The organism is Nocardia sp. FDAARGOS_372, assembly GCF_002554515.1.
Classification (GTDB): domain Bacteria; phylum Actinomycetota; class Actinomycetes; order Mycobacteriales; family Mycobacteriaceae; genus Nocardia; species Nocardia farcinica.
The window spans coordinates 4695216-4709878 of the sequence record NZ_PDDW01000001.1; the positions used below are offsets into that span (position 1 = coordinate 4695216).

Genomic DNA, 14663 nt, shown 5'->3' on the forward strand with positions numbered 1-14663 from the left:
GATCAGGGGGTCGGCGCCGGTGTCAGCGTGATGCTGAAGCGGTCCTCGACGTTCTCGGTCCACTTGCGCTCGCACTCGTCGATCTTGGCCTGGTCGGTGCCCGCCTTGTTCAGGCAGTCGACCAGATCCTTGCCGCCGGTGTCGACGAAGAAGCTCCAGCCGACGATCGCCACCAGGGTCGCCCCGATCAGCCCGAGCACGCTCAGCACCAGGCCGGTGATCGCCATCCCGGTGCCGCCTCCGGTGCCCTTGCGCGCCTTGACCAGCGCGATGATGCCGAAGATGAGGCCGAACAGGCCGAACAGGAAGCCGCCGAAGACGGTGACGAAGCTGATCAGGGCCAGAATGCCGAGGACGAGCGCGGTGATCGCCATGCCCTTGCCCCGCGGCGACTCCTGCCAGTACTGACCGCCCGGGGGCGGATACTGGCCGGGCGGCGGCGGGTATTGGCCGGGAGGCGGATACTGGCCCGGGGGCGGGTACTGCGACATGAGTCTTCCTCTCATCGCTCGGACGGGCGCTCGCGCGCGACGGTCCACACCTGATCGCGCTCCCTGGTCCCCGATGTTAATCGGACGAACCGGCCACGCCCGGGACGAGCGCGGCCCTCAGCGTGCCGAACTCACTGCCCGCCCAGGCGCGCGTGCATCTCCCAGACCAGGATCTCCGCCGGGCCGTGCGCGGTCACCCGCTGGCCGCCGCTGTGGCTGAGCCGCACCGCGTCCCCTGCGTACAGCGGACCCACGCCCTCCATCTCCACCTCGCCACGGGCCACGAACAGGTGCAGGTACGGCGCCTCGGGCAGGTGCACCGGGGCGGCGGGATCACCCGGCATCCTGGCCACGTGCAGGGCCGAATGGCTGCTGGCGATCGCGATGGCGGTGCGGTCGCGGTAGCGGGGCAGGCCCGCGGCGACGGTGACGAGCCGGCCGGAGGCGAGCTCGTCATCGATCTCGAGCTGCTGGTAGCCCGGGTCGCCACCCGGCTCGTCGGGCACCACCCACATCTGCACGAAATGCACCGGCTCGTCGTGCTCGACGCTGTTGTCCAGCCGCCACGAGTCGTTCTTCTCCGAGTGCAGGATGCCGGTGCCCGCGCTCATCCGCTGGGCCAGACCGGGGTAGATCACGCCACTGTGCCCGAGCGAGTCCTGGTGGACCAGGCTGCCGCCGAGCACCCAGGTGACGATCTCCATGTCCCGGTGCGGGTGGGTGTCGAAGCCCTGCCCCGGCAACACGATGTCCTCGTTGTTCACCAGCAGCAGGCCGTGATGGGTGTTGTCGGGGTCGTAATGCGCGCCGAAGGAGAACGAATGCTTGGAATCCAGCCAGGACACGCGTGTTTTCATCCGGTCGCCGCCCCGGTGGACATCGATGTGCGGCGTCGCGAGTGTGGACATCGGTCCTCCTCTCTGCGGCCGTGCATCGATGGTCGGGGGCGCACCTCACCTCGCGGTGCGCCACATTCCTAGTAAATTGTCCCGCATTCGGCATTTTACGCGAGCGTCGCGCCGGTGAACGGCAGGCGAGCAGTACCGGATTACGAGCGGGGAAACACCGTGGGCCACAATGCCAACCGGAGGTGACGAGCAGATGCGACCGGAGGCGCTCGCTCGCGTCGAGGAACAGTTGCGCGAACAAGCGCGTGCGCAGGGCATCACCGATTTCGTGGTGGGAATCGCGGTATTCCGGGAGGGCCGGTTGCTGGTCGTCCGCCGGGTGCCCGACGACTATTACGGCGGAATGTACGAATTGCCGGGCGGTGGGGTGGAAACGGGGGAATCGTTCGCCGAATGCGTGGCCCGAGAGTTGTTCGAGGAGACCGGGTTGCGGCTGCGCAGCATCGAGCGGTTTCTCGGCGCGATCGATTACGCGACACGCAGCAAACCGCGGGTGCGCAAGTTCAGTTTCCTGGTCGAGGCCGAGCCGGGTGAGGTCGCGCTGGCGCCCGGCGAGCACGACGCGTTCGCCTGGATCGACGCGGGCGCGTTGGAGGACCTGCCGATGGCACCGGACACGCGCACGGCGGTGCGGGCGCTGGTTCACCCCGACTGAGGCACGGCCGTGGCCCGACCGTGGCCGCGGACACGGCACAATCGGGGCGGTGTCGATCGGTCACCCCCCGGATTGCCCCGCCGCCCCGCAACCACCGTCGTTGCGGACCGCGCTGCGGGACAGCCCCGGCGTGGTGCGGTTGGCGGTGGTGCGGTTCGCCGGGCAATTCGGCGACGGCATGTTCCAGGCCGCGCTCTCCGGCGCCATCCTGTTCAATCCGGAACGCCACACCGATCCGCTGGCCATCGCCGCCGGTTTCGCGGTGCTGCTCCTGCCGTATTCCCTGATCGGCCCGTACGCGGGCGCGTTGCTGGACCGCTGGGATCGGCGCGCGGTGCTGCTGCTGGCCAACGTGGTGCGCGCGGTGCTGATCGGGATCGCCGCGGCGGGCCTGCTCGCGGGCATCGGTGAGACGCCGCTGTTGTTGCTGGCGCTGGCCGTGGTGGGGGTGAGCCGGTTCGTCCAGGCCGGGGTGTCGGCGGCGCTGCCGCGGGTGTTGGATCAGCACTGGCTGGTGGCGATGAACTCGGCGCTCGCGACGGTCGCCTCCGGGTGCGCGGGGGTGGGCGCGGGCGCTGCCGTGGCCGTGATCGGGGTGGTCGGCGCCGGTGATACCGGGTCGGCGGTGGCGGTGGCGGGCAGCGCGGTGGGGTCGGTGATCGGCGCGGTGCTGTCGGTCGGGTTCCGCGCCGGGGTGCTGGGGCCCGGCCCGGCGGCACGAGCGGATCGTCGGCGCACCGAGGCGGGTGCCGACGTGGCCGTCGGGGATACGAGCGGTCGCGCGGCCTCGGGGGAGACGGCGGACGCCGGTCGGGCGGACGACGGCGCTGCGACCGGCAGCGAGACCGCGGGCGCCGACCGGGGCACCGTGCGAGCGATCGCGGCCGGGCTGCGGACGGCGGCCTCGGCGGTGTGGGCCGCGCCGTCGGTGACCACGGCGATGATCGGCATCGGCACCCACCGGGTGGTGTTCGGGGCGAACACGCTGATCATGGTGTTGGTGCTGCGTCAGCCCGCCGACGGGTCGGCCTTGGGCGCCGGACTGATCGGCTTCGGTGTCGCGATCGCCGCGACGGCGGCCGGGATGCTGGTGGCCGCGGTGGTGGCGCCGCTGGTCATCCCACGGCTCGGCCGACCACGCACCGTGGTGGTCGGGCTGGTGGGCGCGATGCTCGTGCAACTACTGCTCGTCACACCCACCGCGCTCGCCGGGGCAGGCGCCGCCGGGCACCGCGCCCATCAGCTCCTGCTCGTCGGAGCCTTCCTGTTCGGACTGGCCGGGCAGACCATCAAGCTCACCGGGGACGCGGCGATGCAGATCGATATCGACGACCGCCGCCGCGGCCAGGTGTTCGCGTTGCAGGACACCGTGTTCAACCTCGCCTTCGTGGCCGCCATCGCGCTCACCGCGCTGGTGGTCCCGGCGGACGGCCGTTCACTCCCGGTCGTGCTGGCCGGTGCGGCGGGCTACGGCCTCGGTGTCGTCCTCGTCGCCGTCAATTCCCGGCGCACCGGCCAGGCGCGCTAGCGGGCCCGGCCCAGCGCCTCGGTGAGCGCGACCGGCGAGACCACGAGGCGGTCGAAGCGCCAGCCCTCGGCGGTCCGGCGTGCCCGGTAGTGGTGGATTCCGGCGGCGACGGCCTCGGTGGTGTCGTCGATGACGAAGACGGCGAGGTCGTGCGCACGCACCGTCGCGGTGTCGCCGTCGATCTCGATGACGAGATTGCCCTTGGTGTGCAGGGTGCGGGCGTACACCGCGTGACCCTTGCGCACGAGCGCGTCGAGTTCGGCGATGCCGTGCGCTTCGCCGCGCGGGGAACTGACCTCGACGTCCGCGGTGAAGAGCCGGTCGGTGTCGGCGAAGCCTTCGTCGACCCACACGCTGTGCCGGGCGACGAGCTCGGACAGTTCGGCGCGGTCGGCGAGGTCACGCAGGAGAGCTGGAGTGCCGGTCACGACGATCTCCCATTCTGTTAGTAGAACTAATGTTTGAAGTACTAACAAAAATAGACCGTTAGAAGTACTAATGCAATAGCGGTAGGCTGCCGACATGGAGACCGGCGAAGAACTGCGGTTCGACCGCGGCGCGGACACCCCCGAGCGCCTGACCAGGCGGATATCCCGCCTTGCCGCGATGACTGCCGCCCAGATGACCCGCGCGGCACGCACGGCGCTCCGCGCGGTGGGAGCCCACAAGGATCACTACGTCGTGCTGGCCGCGCTCGCCGAGTTCGGACCGGCGAGCCAGGCGGCGCTCGCGACGCGCAGCCATGTCTTCACGAGCGACCTCGTCGCCGTCCTCAACGACCTCGAAGCGGGCGGCTGGGTGCGCCGGGCGCCCGACCCGGCCGACCGGCGCCGCAACGTCATCACCCTCACCGAGCCGGGCGCACGCCGCCTCGATGAGCTCGACCGCGTCCTCGAACAGGTCGACCAGCACATCCTGGCGCCGCTGGACCCCGACGAGCGCGCCCAGTTGTTCGCACTGCTCGATCGCGTCAACCGCCACCTCGCGGACGCCGGGACGGCGCCGGACCCGCCGTAGCCGCTCAGCCCGCCCACGGCACGGACGGCGGGCTCGGTGGCACACCGGCGGCGCGGTCGGGACGCTGATCGGCCAACCGCCCGATGTCGTCGAGCGCGACCGGGTCGAGGCCGGCGAACCCGTCGGGTGGCCCGGCCTGCGGAACCGGGTACTCGCCGCCGGTTTCCCACAGCGCGTCGTCGGCCAGGCCGTCGCCGTCGAAATCCAGGCAGACCGCGTCCAGCGCACCGGTGCCCGCGAGGTCCAGGTCGGTGAGGGAGGACCAGTGGTGGACCTCGCCGTCGCCGGTGCCGAAGGAGTACCCGATCTCGTTCATATGGGATTGGACGCGGCCCTGTGCCATTCGGTTCCGGCCGGATCACCGGCCCGCGCAGCACGGTCCGGTAAGTTGATCACCCGACCGCTACGAACCGGGGAGCCGACCGACATGGGTGTACCGAGAAAGCTGGAGACCTCCGCGTTCTTCAGTGTTCTCGTCGCGGGTCTGGTGGGGATTCCGGCGCCGACCGCGGCGGCCGCGCCCCATCCCTGGATGCCCGCACCGGTGAACAGTTGCGGCGAAACGGGTTTCGATCCGCTGGCCCGGCTGCCGATGCCGGGGCAGCCCGCGCCGCCGCCCGTCCAGATCCCCTCCGAGATCGAGATCCCCGTGCCGATCCCGGAACTCACGCTGGTCCCGGTGCCCGACCCGCCTCCGGACTACACCCGGGTGGCCGCCGACCCGCTGCCCAAGGACCCGTGCGGCGACCCGTGCCCGGACCTGCGTGAACCGGTGGAGCCGGAGACCGCCCCGCCGGCCGAGGACGACACGAAGGCCGAGGAAGGCACCGAGGAGACTCCCGAGGAGGAGGAACTGTCGGTCGACGTGCCCGGGTCGGCGGACACCGGCAGCGGCTCGTCGGCGGGTAGCGGCTCCTCGGCGGGCAGCGGCGACACCGGGAGCAGCTTCGCCGGGGTGCAGGTGCCGCGCATCAGCATCCGCCCCGAGATCGAGCCCATTCCCATCCCGGTACCCGGTGGGCCGCAACAGGATCCGCAGCCGGCGCCGCCGGAGGTCGTGCATCCGGTCGAGCCGGGACCGCTCGCGCCCGCCCCGGCCGCCCCCGTGGTCGACACCGCGGAGCTGGTGGAGCAGGTGACCGGGCACGGTTCGGAGAACCGCACCGACGTGCGCTGGGCGATCAACGGCACCGACCTCGGCATCATGTGGGAGACCAAGCCCGGTGAGGTGGCGATGGTCTTCGGCGACACCTTCGGCGAAGGCTGGGAGTACGGCGGCGCGGGCGGATCGGACTGGCGCAGCAACGCGCTCGCCTACAGCACCGACACCGACCTCTCCGACGGCGTGCGCATCGACCGGATGGTGCAGGACAGCCGGTGCCATGCGGCCGAGCTGCTGTCGAGCCGCAAGATCAAGAACTGGGAGACCACGGTCATCCCGACCTCCGGCTTCGCCCTCGGCGACCGGCAGTACATGAGCTACATGTCGGTGAACCGCTGGAGCCGCATCCCCGGCATGTGGTGGACCAACTACGGCGGCATCGCCTACTCCGACGACAACGGTTCCACCTGGGTGAAAGACCAGCACGCCAAGTGGGACAACCTGTTCGGGCTCGGCCGGTTCCAGGTCGCCGCGATGGTGCCGCAGGGCGACTACGTCTACATGTTCGGCACCCCGAACGGGCGGGTCGGTGTGGTGGGGCTGGCCAGGGTGCCCAAGGAGCACGTGCTCAACAAGTCCGCCTACCAGTACTGGGTGAACGGTGACTGGGCTCCCGCGGCGGAGAACCAGGCCACGCCGTTGTTCCTCGGTATCGCCAGCGAGCTCTCGGTGCGCTACGACGCGGGCACCGAACGCTGGCAGATGGTCTACCTGGACTCCGCGCGCGGCGCGATCGTGTTGCGCGAGGCGACCACCCCGCAGGGCGCGTGGACCGACGGGGTGCCGCTGGTGTCGACCTCGGATTATCCGAAGGCCTACGGCGGCTTCATCCATCCCTGGTCCACCGGCGACGAGCTGTACTTCACCATGTCGGCCTGGGACAGCTACAACGTCTATCTCATGCGCTCGCCGGTGCGCTCACGCTGATCGGTCCGCCCGGCGGAACCGCAACCGTCCGCCGGGCCTGATCTGGGCGACCAGATCGATATCGGCGTCGAGCACCACCGCGACGACCGGATAGCCGCCGGTGATCGGATGGTCGGCGAGGAAGACCACCGGCTCGCCGCTCGGCGGCACCTGCACCGAGCCCGATGCCATGCCCTCCGTGCGCAATTCGCCCGCGACCGCGCGGCGCAGCGGCGGACCCGCCACCCGCGCGAGCCGGGCGCCGACCCGGTCGGTGTCGGTGGTGACCGACCACAGGCCGGTGAACAGCGCGTCGGGGTCGGTGAACCAGTCGGCGCGCGGCCCCGGCAGGGCGCGCACCGTCACGGGGTCGGGCTGCGGCGCGACCGGTGCGAGATCGACCAGCGGCAGTGTGCGCGGCGGCGGCCCGATCGGCAGGCGGTCACCGGCGCGCAGTGGTTCGGGCCCGATGCCCGCGAGCGTGTCGCGGCTGCGCGAGCCCAGCACCGGCGCGACGTCGACGCCGCCGCGCACCGCGACGTAGCTGCGCAGTCCGTGGGAGGCGAGACCGAGGCGCAGGGTCGCTCCCGGCGCGAGTTCGAGCACGCTCGCGTGCCCGACCGGGACGCCGTCCACGGTCGCCGGCGCCGACGCACCGGTGACGGCGACGGTGTGGTGCTGCTCGGCGCGTACGACCAGACCGCCGAGCAGTACTTCGATGCCCGCCGCGTCCTCCGGATTCCCGACCAGCCGATTCGCCAACCGCAGCGCCCCGCGATCGGCGGCGCCCGCCACACCGACCCCGGAATGGAACCACCCGGGTCTGCCGAGGTCCTGCACCGTGGCCGCCGGACCGACCGCCAGCACCCGCATCATCGGTCGACCGCCACGAACCGGACCGCCGAGCCCGCGCGGATCAGCGCTGGCGGATCGCGATCGACGTCCCACAGCACGGCGTCGGTGTGCCCGATCAGCTGCCAGCCGCCCGGGGTGCTGCGTGGGTACACCGCCGAGTACCCGCCGGCCAGGGCGACCGCGCCGGCCGGGATGGCGGTGCGGGCGCGGTCGCGACGCGGGACGGTCAGGCGTCCGTCCGGTGCTTCCAGGTAGCCGAAACCCGGTGCGAAGCCGACGAATCCGCAGCGCCACACGGTGCCGGTATGCGCCTCGATCACCGCGGGCACGGTCGTACCGAGCAGTTCGGCCACGTGCGCGAGGTCGGCGCCGTCGTATCGCACCGGGATCTCGACCGGCTCGGGTGCCGTTTCGGAGTCGGAAAGACTTGCCACGCCGACTGTTTCACGGGAAACGGCGGCGCCCGGCGTCAGCAGCGCCGCCAACTCGCGCCGGACCGGCTCGGCGTGCGCGGGCGACAGCACCGTCACCAGCACCGTTTCCGCCGCGGGCAGGACATCCTGCACCCCCTCGATCGGCCGCTCGCGCAGCTGCGCGGCAACGCGCGCCGCGGTGATCGCACTTCCGGGATACAGCAGCCAGGCGCGGTCACCGGCGGCCCGGATCCACCACTGTTCGGCGTCCTTCGCCACGGCACCGATCCCCGTCACGCCCGCAGCGCGCTCACCCGAACGCCTCGACGACCACACCGGCGGCGGCCAACGCGTCCCGGATCCGCCGCGCCATCTCGACCGCGTCGGGGGTGTCGCCGTGCACGCACAGGCTGCCCGCGCCCACCTCGACGGTGCCGCCCTCGACCACCCGAGCCCGCCCCTCGGTCGCGATCGATACCGCCTGCGCCACCGCCGCGTCGGCGTCGAGCACCGCGCCCGCCCGGCCGCGGGGAGCCAACCGGCCCTCCGGCGTGTACGCGCGGTCCGCGAAGCCCTCGCCGACGAACCGCACGCCCGCCGCCGTCGCGGCGTGCTCGAGCTCGGTACCCGCCGGGCCCAGCAACACCAGCTTCGGATCGAGGTCGGTCATCGCCGCCAGCACCGCGTCGGCGAGGTCGCGGCGCGTGGCCGCCGAGTGATAGAGCGCCCCGTGCGGTTTCACGTAACTCACCCGGCTGCCCGCGGCACGCGCGAAACCGTCCAGGGCGCCGATCTGGTACAGCACCTCGTCGCGCAGATCGGCGGGGTCGATCTCGATGCGGCGCCTGCCGAAACCGACCAGGTCGCGGTGGCCGACGTGGGCGCCGATGCGGACGCCGCGTTCGGCGGCCAGCGCACAGGTGCGGCGCATGATCGAGGGGTCACCGGCGTGGAAGCCGCAGGCGATGTTGGCGCTGGTCACCAGGTCGAGCATGGCCGCGTCGTCGCCCATCGTCCACGAGCCGAAGCCCTCGCCCAGATCGCTGTTGAGATCCAGCGGCATCGTGACTCCTCCCGTCGCTGCGGCGCGTGCGGTTCCATTGTCGTCGGCCGGTGCCCGCCGGCCAATCCGGTACGCGCGGACCGGTACCTCGATCCAGTACGCTCGGAACGGTCATGGCCGCGTATTTCGATCCGACGTCATGGTCTCCGTTGCGGGCCATCGATATCGGCAGGCGGCTGTTCGAGCAGTCCTGGCTGGAGCAGTGGCTCACCACCACCGCCGCGTGGATGGACCCGGTGGTCGACCTGGGGTCGGGCACCGTCACCGCGCTGCTGCCCGATGTGCTGATGACGGTGCTCAGCGAGGGCATCCTGAGCCGGTTCGGCGGCCAGGAGATCACCGTGACGCTGGTCGGTCACGAACTGCACGCGACCCTGCAGGTGTTGAAGGTGCGCAGGCGCGGCGCGCATTTCCAGACCAAGACGGTGCTGTCCCGGCTGCGCTGGGACGACCACCCGCTCGAGACGGTGACCGTCATCGCGCACGGTGTGCGGCTGATCCCGGGCGTGCCGAGCCGGGTGCGCACCGCCCGGCTCGAGGTGTCCGGGACCGTGACCCTCGCCGCGCTGGTGGCCTGGTTGAACACGCTGCCGCTGGCCTGGCACCTCGATGTGACCGCCGAGGGTGACGTGCGGGCGCGTCATCGGCGGCACGCGCTGACCGCCCTGGTGGACGGCGCGGTCACCGACAACCGGTTGACGCTACGGGTGCGGCGGGCCCGCTGGCGCGGCATCCCGCTGCCGCGGCGCCTGGTGGACCCGCCGGTGCTGCCGCTGCGCGATCTCCCGCGTGACCTGCGCATCGTGCGTGCGGCCCTGGACGGCGACCTGGTGCGGTTCGAGCTGGAACTGCCGGAGACGACGGCCTCGTTCGACCTCGCGCAGATCCGCGACGCCGTGGTGGCGGGCACCACGCTGATCGTCTTCTGAGCGTCAGCTCTGGCTCTTCCACCACTCCACCAGGGCGGCCTCGGCCTCCTCGCGGGTGAGCGGACCACGGTCCAAGCGCAGTTCCTTCAGGTACCGCCAGGCGCGGCCGACCTCGGGCCCCGGCGGCAGGCCGAGCAGCTCCATGATGGCGTTGCCGTCCAGGTCGGGCCGGACCTTGGCCAGGTCCTCCTCCTGCTGGAGCCGCGCGATGCGCTCCTCCAGCTCGTCGTAGGTGGCCTGCAGCGCACTGGCGCGGCGCTTGTTGCGGGTGGTGCAGTCGGCGCGCACCAGCTTGTGCAGGCGGGGCAGCAGGTCACCGGCGTCGGTGACGTAGCGCCGCACCGCCGAATCGGTCCACTGGCCCTTGCCGTAGCCGTGGAAGCGCAGGTGCAGGAACACCAGGCGGGCCACGTCCTCGGTGAACTGTTTCGGGTACTTCAGCGCGCGCATCCGTTTGCGCACCATCTTCGCGCCGACCACCTCGTGGTGGTGGAAGCTGACGCCACCGCCTGGTTCGTTGCGCTTGGTGTCGGGCTTGCCGATGTCGTGCAGCAGGGCCGCCCAGCGCAGCACCAGGTCGGGGTCGCCGTCCTCGAGGTCGATGGCCTGCTCGAGCACGGTCAGCGAATGCCGGTACACATCCTTGTGCTGGTGGTGCTCGTCGATCTCGAGCTTCATGGCGGGCACCTCCGGCAGCACCCGCTGGGCCAGGCCCGTCTCGCACATGATGTCGATGCCGTCGATCGGGTGGTCACCGGCGATGAGCTTGTCGAGTTCGACCCGCACCCGCTCGGCGGTGATCCGGTCGATCTGCTCGGCCATCCGGCCGATCGCCGCCCGCACCCGCGGGGCGAGCTCGAAGCCGAGTTGCGAGACGAACCGCGCCGCCCGCAGCATCCGCAGCGGATCGTCGTCGAAGGAGTCCTCCGGCGAGGCCGGGGTGTCCAGCACCCCCGCCAGCAGGGCGTCCATTCCGCCGAGCGGGTCGACGAACTCCAGCGAACCGTCGGCCGCGATGCGCACCGCCATCGCGTTGACGGTGAAGTCCCGGCGCACCAGATCACCCTCGAGCGTGTCGCCGAAGGTCACCTCCGGGTTCCGCGAGACCCGGTCGTAGGTGTCGCTGCGGAAGGTGGTGATCTCGAGCTGCTGCCCCGCCTTGGCGGCGCTCACCGTGCCGAAGGCCAGGCCCCCGGTGTCCCATATATGGTCGGCCCACCCGCGCATGATCTCGAGCACCTGCTCGGGCCGCGCGTCGGTGGTGAAATCCAGATCGGTGCCCAACCGTCCGAGCACCGCGTCCCGCACACTGCCGCCCACCAGGTACAACTCGTGCCCGCGCGCCGCGAACAACCCACCGAGCGGGGTGAGCACGTCGGCAAGCGCCCCGAGGGTCACCGCCGCCGAAGCAAGCAACCGCGTACGCCGATCCTCGGAGGGAAGCGGAGCTGTATCGGGCACGACAACATCCTCGGACTCGGGCGAAACCACAACGGAACTGTATATAGAGGCCGACCCCCCACCACACCCCGTCCCCACGGCCCCACACCCGGGAGACACAAGGGGGCCGCGACCCGCCGCGACGAAGGAGCGGCAATCCAACACAGTAAGCTTGCCAGGTGTCTCCGGCCGATCGCGCGAACAGTCGACGCCGCCAGCCGCGGCGCCGCGGTTCGGCGGCCGATGCGGCCAAGCCGCGTATGCGCACGGTGCGGGAGACGTCGGCCGGGGGGCTGGTGGTCGACGGGTTGGACGGCCCGAGCGAGCTGCGGTGTGCGGCGCTGATCGGGCGTACCGATCGTCGCGGTCGCCTGCTGTGGTCGTTGCCGAAGGGGCATATCGAGGAGGGGGAGACGGCGGAGCAGACCGCGATCCGTGAGGTGGCCGAGGAGACGGGCATCCAGGGGGTCGTGGTGGCCGAGCTGGGCAGTATCGACTATTGGTTCGTCACGGAGGGCCGCCGGGTGCACAAGACCGTGCATCATTTCCTGCTGCGTTCGGTCGGTGGGGAGTTGTCCGACGCGGATGTGGAGGTCACGTCGGTGGCGTGGGTTCCGTTGACGGAGTTGAATTCCCGGTTGGCGTACGCGGACGAGCGACGGCTGGCCGAGGTGGCGAATCGGCTGATCGACCGGATGGAGACCGGTAAGCGATGACGCGTGGGCTGTTCCGGTTCTTCGTGGCGGTCCTGACTCTGCTGGGTTCGGTCGCGATGGTGACGGGGGCGCCCGCGCCGCAGGCGGCGGCCCAGCCGAACGGGTCGAGTACGACGGCGCCGAAGTTCGTGAAGCTGTCGGTGGATTCGGTCACACCGTCGACGGTGACGGCCTCGTCGGATCCGGTGCTGACGGTGGCGGGAACGGTCACCAACATCGGCGACCGCGTGGTGGAGGACGTCAGTGTGCGCCTACAGCGCGCCGCCGCGGTGTCCGCGCCGTCGGAGTTGCGGTCGGCGCTGCAGCTGGATCAGGTGAACTACGAGATCGCGGGTCCGTTCGAGGACGTGGTGTCGCAGTTGAATCCGGGGCAGCGGCGCCAGTTCACGGTGACGTTGCCGCTGCGTTCGGATGCGGCGGCCTCGCTGCAGATCACCGAGCCCGGGGTGTACCCGGTGTTGTTGAACGTCAACGGGGTGCCCGCCTACGGCGGCCAGGCCAGGCTGGACGACGCCCGGTTCCTGCTGCCGGTGCTGAGCCTGCCGCAGACCGCCACCGAGGGGCACCCGCCGGTCCCGCCGCCCGCGGGCGCACCGGTGGCCACCACGATGCTGTGGCCGTTGGCGGATCGGCCCCGGCTGGTCGCGGGCGCGCCGGGTTCGGTGGACGGGCAGGTCGAGCTCACCGACGACGAGCTGGCGGCCTCGCTCGGCAAGGGCGGCAGGCTGGACCAGCTGCTCGGCTCGCTGGAGGCCGTGTTGGGTTCGGGCCCGACGCGCAACCGGGAGCTGGCGTCGTCGATCTGCCTGGCCGTCGATCCCGATCTGCTGGTGACGGTGCAGGCGATGACGAACGGCTACCGGGTGCTGGCCAGCCCGTCGGATCCGGACGGCGCGACCAGGGAGGGCACCGGCGCGGAGCAGGCCACGACGTGGCTGGACCGACTGCGCGCGATCGCGCCCTCGCTGTGCACGGTGGCGCTGCCGTTCGGTCAGGTGGATGTCACGGCGCTCGCCGCGGTGAACGACCCGGAGCTGTCCGCGCGCGCCCTGGACGAACCGGCGGAGATCGTGGATTCGGTGCTCGGGGTGCGCTCGGTGCGCGGGGTGAGCCTGCCCGATGCCGGGACGATCGACGCCGCGGCCGGAATGCTCCTGCGCCGGCACGGTTTCGCCACCGCGGTGCTGGCCGATTCGGCGACCGCGCCGCTGGGCACGGTGGGCGCCTCCGCCGATCTGGACGAGGGGTATTACGCCGACGGCGAGACGACCGCGCCCGACACCGCGCCCGCGCCGGCGCTGGTGCGGTTGCCGGAGGTGACCGCACCGCAGGCGCCCGAGCACGGCGCGCCGGCGTCCGAACCCGCGCCCGCGGGTGCCACGTCGGTGGTGGCGGGCGCTCCCGCCGAGCCGCCCGCCGCCGCGCCCGATCCCGCGCTGCGGGTGGCGACGTTCGACATCTGGTCGGCCACGGCATTGGCCGCGGTGGGGTCCAATCCGCCGACGCCGTCGTTCACCCCGTCGGGTGTGCGGTACGAGGTGACCAACGATTCCCGGTCGGCCCGCCTGCAGGACGCCCTCGGCGCGGTCTCGTGGCGCGCGCTGAACCCGCAGGCGCCGGGTCCGCGGTCGTTGCTGGTGATGCCGCCCCAGCAGTGGGGCGTCAACGCGGACGAGGCGACCGAGCTGCTGCGTCAGGTCGAGTCGCTGATGCGTGCCGGGCTGGCGACGCCGCGGGCGTTCACCGATCTGCTCGCCCAGCCGCCGGATCCCGAACCCTACGAACTGGATCTGCTGCCGCGTGCCACCACGGACGGCGCACCGGCCCGTTTCGTCGAACCGATCCGCGAGCAGGGGCGCCGGATCACCGATCTGTTCCGGTCGATGGTCGACGTGCCCGAGATCCAGCCGAGCCCGCGCGAGTTCGTCACACCGTTGCGCGACGACCTGCTGCGGGTGCTGAGCCTCTCCGATCGCCGCACCGGTAACTCCGGGCAGCCGGACGCCTGGGCGCAGCGCAGGCTCGACCAGACCACCCGCACCGTCGACAACCTGTACCGCTCGGTCACCGTGCTGCCGCCGGGCGGTGCCTACACGCTGGCGACCGAGCAGAGTCCGCTGCTGCTGGTGGCCCGCAACGACCTGCCGGTGGCCATCCGGATCCGGTTCCGGATCGAGGTGCCCGACGGTGCGGAGATCACCGACCTGGGCGAACAGCAGCTGCCGCCCAAGGGCACCCGCTCGTTCCGGGTGCCGACCCAGGTGAACGACAGCCGCAAACTGGTGATCCCGATCTCGATGACGACCGCCGACGGTGTGCTGCTCGGGGAGTCGACGTCGGTGTCGGTGCGCTCGAACGCCTACGGCCAGACACTGGCGATAATGACCGCATGTGCCGGATTGCTGCTGTTCCTGTTGGCCGGGCGCCGGTTGTGGCACCGGTTCCGGGGCAAGCCCGATCCGGCCGACGAGGGTTTCGACGCCGTCGCGCGACGTCGGCTCGGCCGCTACCGGCGCGCGCGCAAACAGCTGCTGAGCGCGGAGCACGCGGGGAACGAGTGACCGGGGCTCGTCCGGTGTG

Annotated in this window: 15 protein-coding genes; 7 read left to right on the plus strand and 8 right to left on the minus strand. The window is 71.5% G+C overall.

Annotated elements, in window-relative coordinates; all coding sequences use genetic code 11:
- Positions 1-2: 2 nt before the first annotated feature.
- Both CRM89_RS22085 and CRM89_RS22090 read right to left on the minus strand, forming a co-directional pair.
- Positions 3-491: a DUF4190 domain-containing protein gene (locus tag CRM89_RS22085; protein ID WP_011212178.1), complete on the minus strand. Its 489-nt coding sequence runs from the start codon at positions 489-491 to the stop codon at positions 3-5.
- Between the two features lie 131 nt (positions 492-622).
- A complete protein-coding gene (locus CRM89_RS22090) occupies positions 623-1399 on the minus strand; it encodes a pirin-like bicupin family protein (RefSeq protein ID WP_098085998.1) in 777 nt (258 codons plus the stop codon).
- A 169-nt stretch (positions 1400-1568) separates the two neighbouring features.
- Here CRM89_RS22090 and CRM89_RS22095 point away from each other — a divergent pair, with 169 nt between their 5' ends.
- Together CRM89_RS22095 and CRM89_RS22100 are read left to right on the plus strand one after the other, a co-directional pair.
- Complete coding sequence (locus tag CRM89_RS22095) at positions 1569-2054, plus strand: NUDIX domain-containing protein (RefSeq protein WP_228792242.1); 486 nt, start codon at positions 1569-1571, stop codon at positions 2052-2054.
- Positions 2055-2103: 49 nt separating this feature from the next.
- Positions 2104-3582, plus strand: a complete 1479-nt coding sequence (locus CRM89_RS22100; protein WP_098086001.1) for an MFS transporter — start codon at positions 2104-2106, stop codon at positions 3580-3582.
- On the opposite strand, the gene CRM89_RS22105 is transcribed toward CRM89_RS22100, so the two are convergent.
- The gene (locus CRM89_RS22105; protein ID WP_060593928.1) at positions 3579-4010 is read right to left on the minus strand and encodes a nuclear transport factor 2 family protein; all 432 of its coding nucleotides are present in this window, start codon (positions 4008-4010) and stop codon (positions 3579-3581) included. The two genes, CRM89_RS22100 and CRM89_RS22105, sit on opposite strands and share 4 nt — an antisense overlap.
- A 94-nt stretch (positions 4011-4104) precedes the next feature.
- Here CRM89_RS22105 and CRM89_RS22110 point away from each other — a divergent pair, with 94 nt between their 5' ends.
- A complete protein-coding gene (locus tag CRM89_RS22110; protein ID WP_060593927.1) occupies positions 4105-4599 on the plus strand; it encodes a MarR family winged helix-turn-helix transcriptional regulator in 495 nt (164 codons plus the stop codon).
- Between the two features lie 4 nt (positions 4600-4603).
- On the opposite strand, the gene CRM89_RS22115 is transcribed toward CRM89_RS22110, so the two are convergent.
- Positions 4604-4915 (minus strand): hypothetical protein, encoded by a 312-nt coding sequence (locus tag CRM89_RS22115; protein WP_098086004.1) that lies wholly within the window; start codon positions 4913-4915, stop codon positions 4604-4606.
- Positions 4916-5026: 111 nt separating this feature from the next.
- Here CRM89_RS22115 and CRM89_RS22120 point away from each other — a divergent pair, with 111 nt between their 5' ends.
- The gene (locus CRM89_RS22120) at positions 5027-6688 is read left to right on the plus strand and encodes a DUF4185 domain-containing protein (RefSeq protein ID WP_098086006.1); all 1662 of its coding nucleotides are present in this window, start codon (positions 5027-5029) and stop codon (positions 6686-6688) included.
- Here CRM89_RS22120 and CRM89_RS22125 read toward each other — a convergent pair.
- Genes CRM89_RS22125 through CRM89_RS22135 form a run of 3 tightly spaced genes read right to left on the minus strand, consistent with a single transcriptional unit; the run spans position 6680 to position 8998 of the window.
- Complete coding sequence (locus CRM89_RS22125) at positions 6680-7543, minus strand: biotin-dependent carboxyltransferase family protein (RefSeq protein ID WP_098086009.1); 864 nt, start codon at positions 7541-7543, stop codon at positions 6680-6682. The genes CRM89_RS22120 and CRM89_RS22125 overlap by 9 nt on opposite strands.
- Positions 7540-8232, minus strand: a complete 693-nt coding sequence (locus CRM89_RS22130; RefSeq protein ID WP_098086012.1) for an allophanate hydrolase subunit 1 — start codon at positions 8230-8232, stop codon at positions 7540-7542. The genes CRM89_RS22125 and CRM89_RS22130 overlap by 4 nt, the downstream gene beginning before the upstream one ends.
- Positions 8233-8245: 13 nt before the next feature.
- Entirely contained in the window at positions 8246-8998 is a 753-nt protein-coding gene (locus tag CRM89_RS22135) for a LamB/YcsF family protein (protein WP_098086015.1), read from the minus strand.
- A 149-nt stretch (positions 8999-9147) separates the two neighbouring features.
- On the opposite strand from CRM89_RS22135, the gene CRM89_RS22140 reads away from it, so the two are divergent.
- A complete protein-coding gene (locus CRM89_RS22140) occupies positions 9148-9927 on the plus strand; it encodes a hypothetical protein (protein WP_253805098.1) in 780 nt (259 codons plus the stop codon).
- Positions 9928-9930: 3 nt separating this feature from the next.
- Here CRM89_RS22140 and CRM89_RS22145 read toward each other — a convergent pair whose 3' ends face one another.
- Positions 9931-11388: a CCA tRNA nucleotidyltransferase gene (locus CRM89_RS22145; protein ID WP_098086019.1), complete on the minus strand. Its 1458-nt coding sequence runs from the start codon at positions 11386-11388 to the stop codon at positions 9931-9933.
- 158 nt (positions 11389-11546) lie between these two features.
- Here CRM89_RS22145 and CRM89_RS22150 point away from each other — a divergent pair, with 158 nt between their 5' ends.
- On the plus strand, positions 11547-12083 hold the full coding sequence (locus CRM89_RS22150) for an NUDIX hydrolase (RefSeq protein WP_011212191.1): 537 nt from the start codon (positions 11547-11549) through the stop codon (positions 12081-12083).
- Complete coding sequence (locus CRM89_RS22155; RefSeq protein ID WP_098086021.1) at positions 12080-14644, plus strand: DUF6049 family protein; 2565 nt, start codon at positions 12080-12082, stop codon at positions 14642-14644. The genes CRM89_RS22150 and CRM89_RS22155 overlap by 4 nt, the downstream gene beginning before the upstream one ends.
- Positions 14645-14663 lie beyond the last annotated feature (19 nt).

What these genes read in the sequence shown, in the direction of transcription:
- CRM89_RS22085 (WP_011212178.1), bottom strand. Translation starts at nt 491, where the DNA reads ATGTCGCAGTACCCGCCCCCGGGCCAGTATCCGCCTCCCGGCCAATAC.
- CRM89_RS22090 (WP_098085998.1), bottom strand. Translation starts at nt 1,399, where the DNA reads ATGTCCACACTCGCGACGCCGCACATCGATGTCCACCGGGGCGGCGAC.
- CRM89_RS22095 (WP_228792242.1), top strand. Translation starts at nt 1,569, where the DNA reads ATGCCAACCGGAGGTGACGAGCAGATGCGACCGGAGGCGCTCGCTCGC.
- CRM89_RS22110 (WP_060593927.1), top strand. Translation starts at nt 4,105, where the DNA reads ATGGAGACCGGCGAAGAACTGCGGTTCGACCGCGGCGCGGACACCCCC.
- CRM89_RS22115 (WP_098086004.1), bottom strand. Translation starts at nt 4,915, where the DNA reads ATGAACGAGATCGGGTACTCCTTCGGCACCGGCGACGGCGAGGTCCAC.
- CRM89_RS22120 (WP_098086006.1), top strand. Translation starts at nt 5,027, where the DNA reads ATGGGTGTACCGAGAAAGCTGGAGACCTCCGCGTTCTTCAGTGTTCTC.
- CRM89_RS22125 (WP_098086009.1), bottom strand. Translation starts at nt 7,543, where the DNA reads ATGATGCGGGTGCTGGCGGTCGGTCCGGCGGCCACGGTGCAGGACCTC.
- CRM89_RS22135 (WP_098086015.1), bottom strand. Translation starts at nt 8,998, where the DNA reads ATGCCGCTGGATCTCAACAGCGATCTGGGCGAGGGCTTCGGCTCGTGG.
- CRM89_RS22155 (WP_098086021.1), top strand. Translation starts at nt 12,080, where the DNA reads ATGACGCGTGGGCTGTTCCGGTTCTTCGTGGCGGTCCTGACTCTGCTG.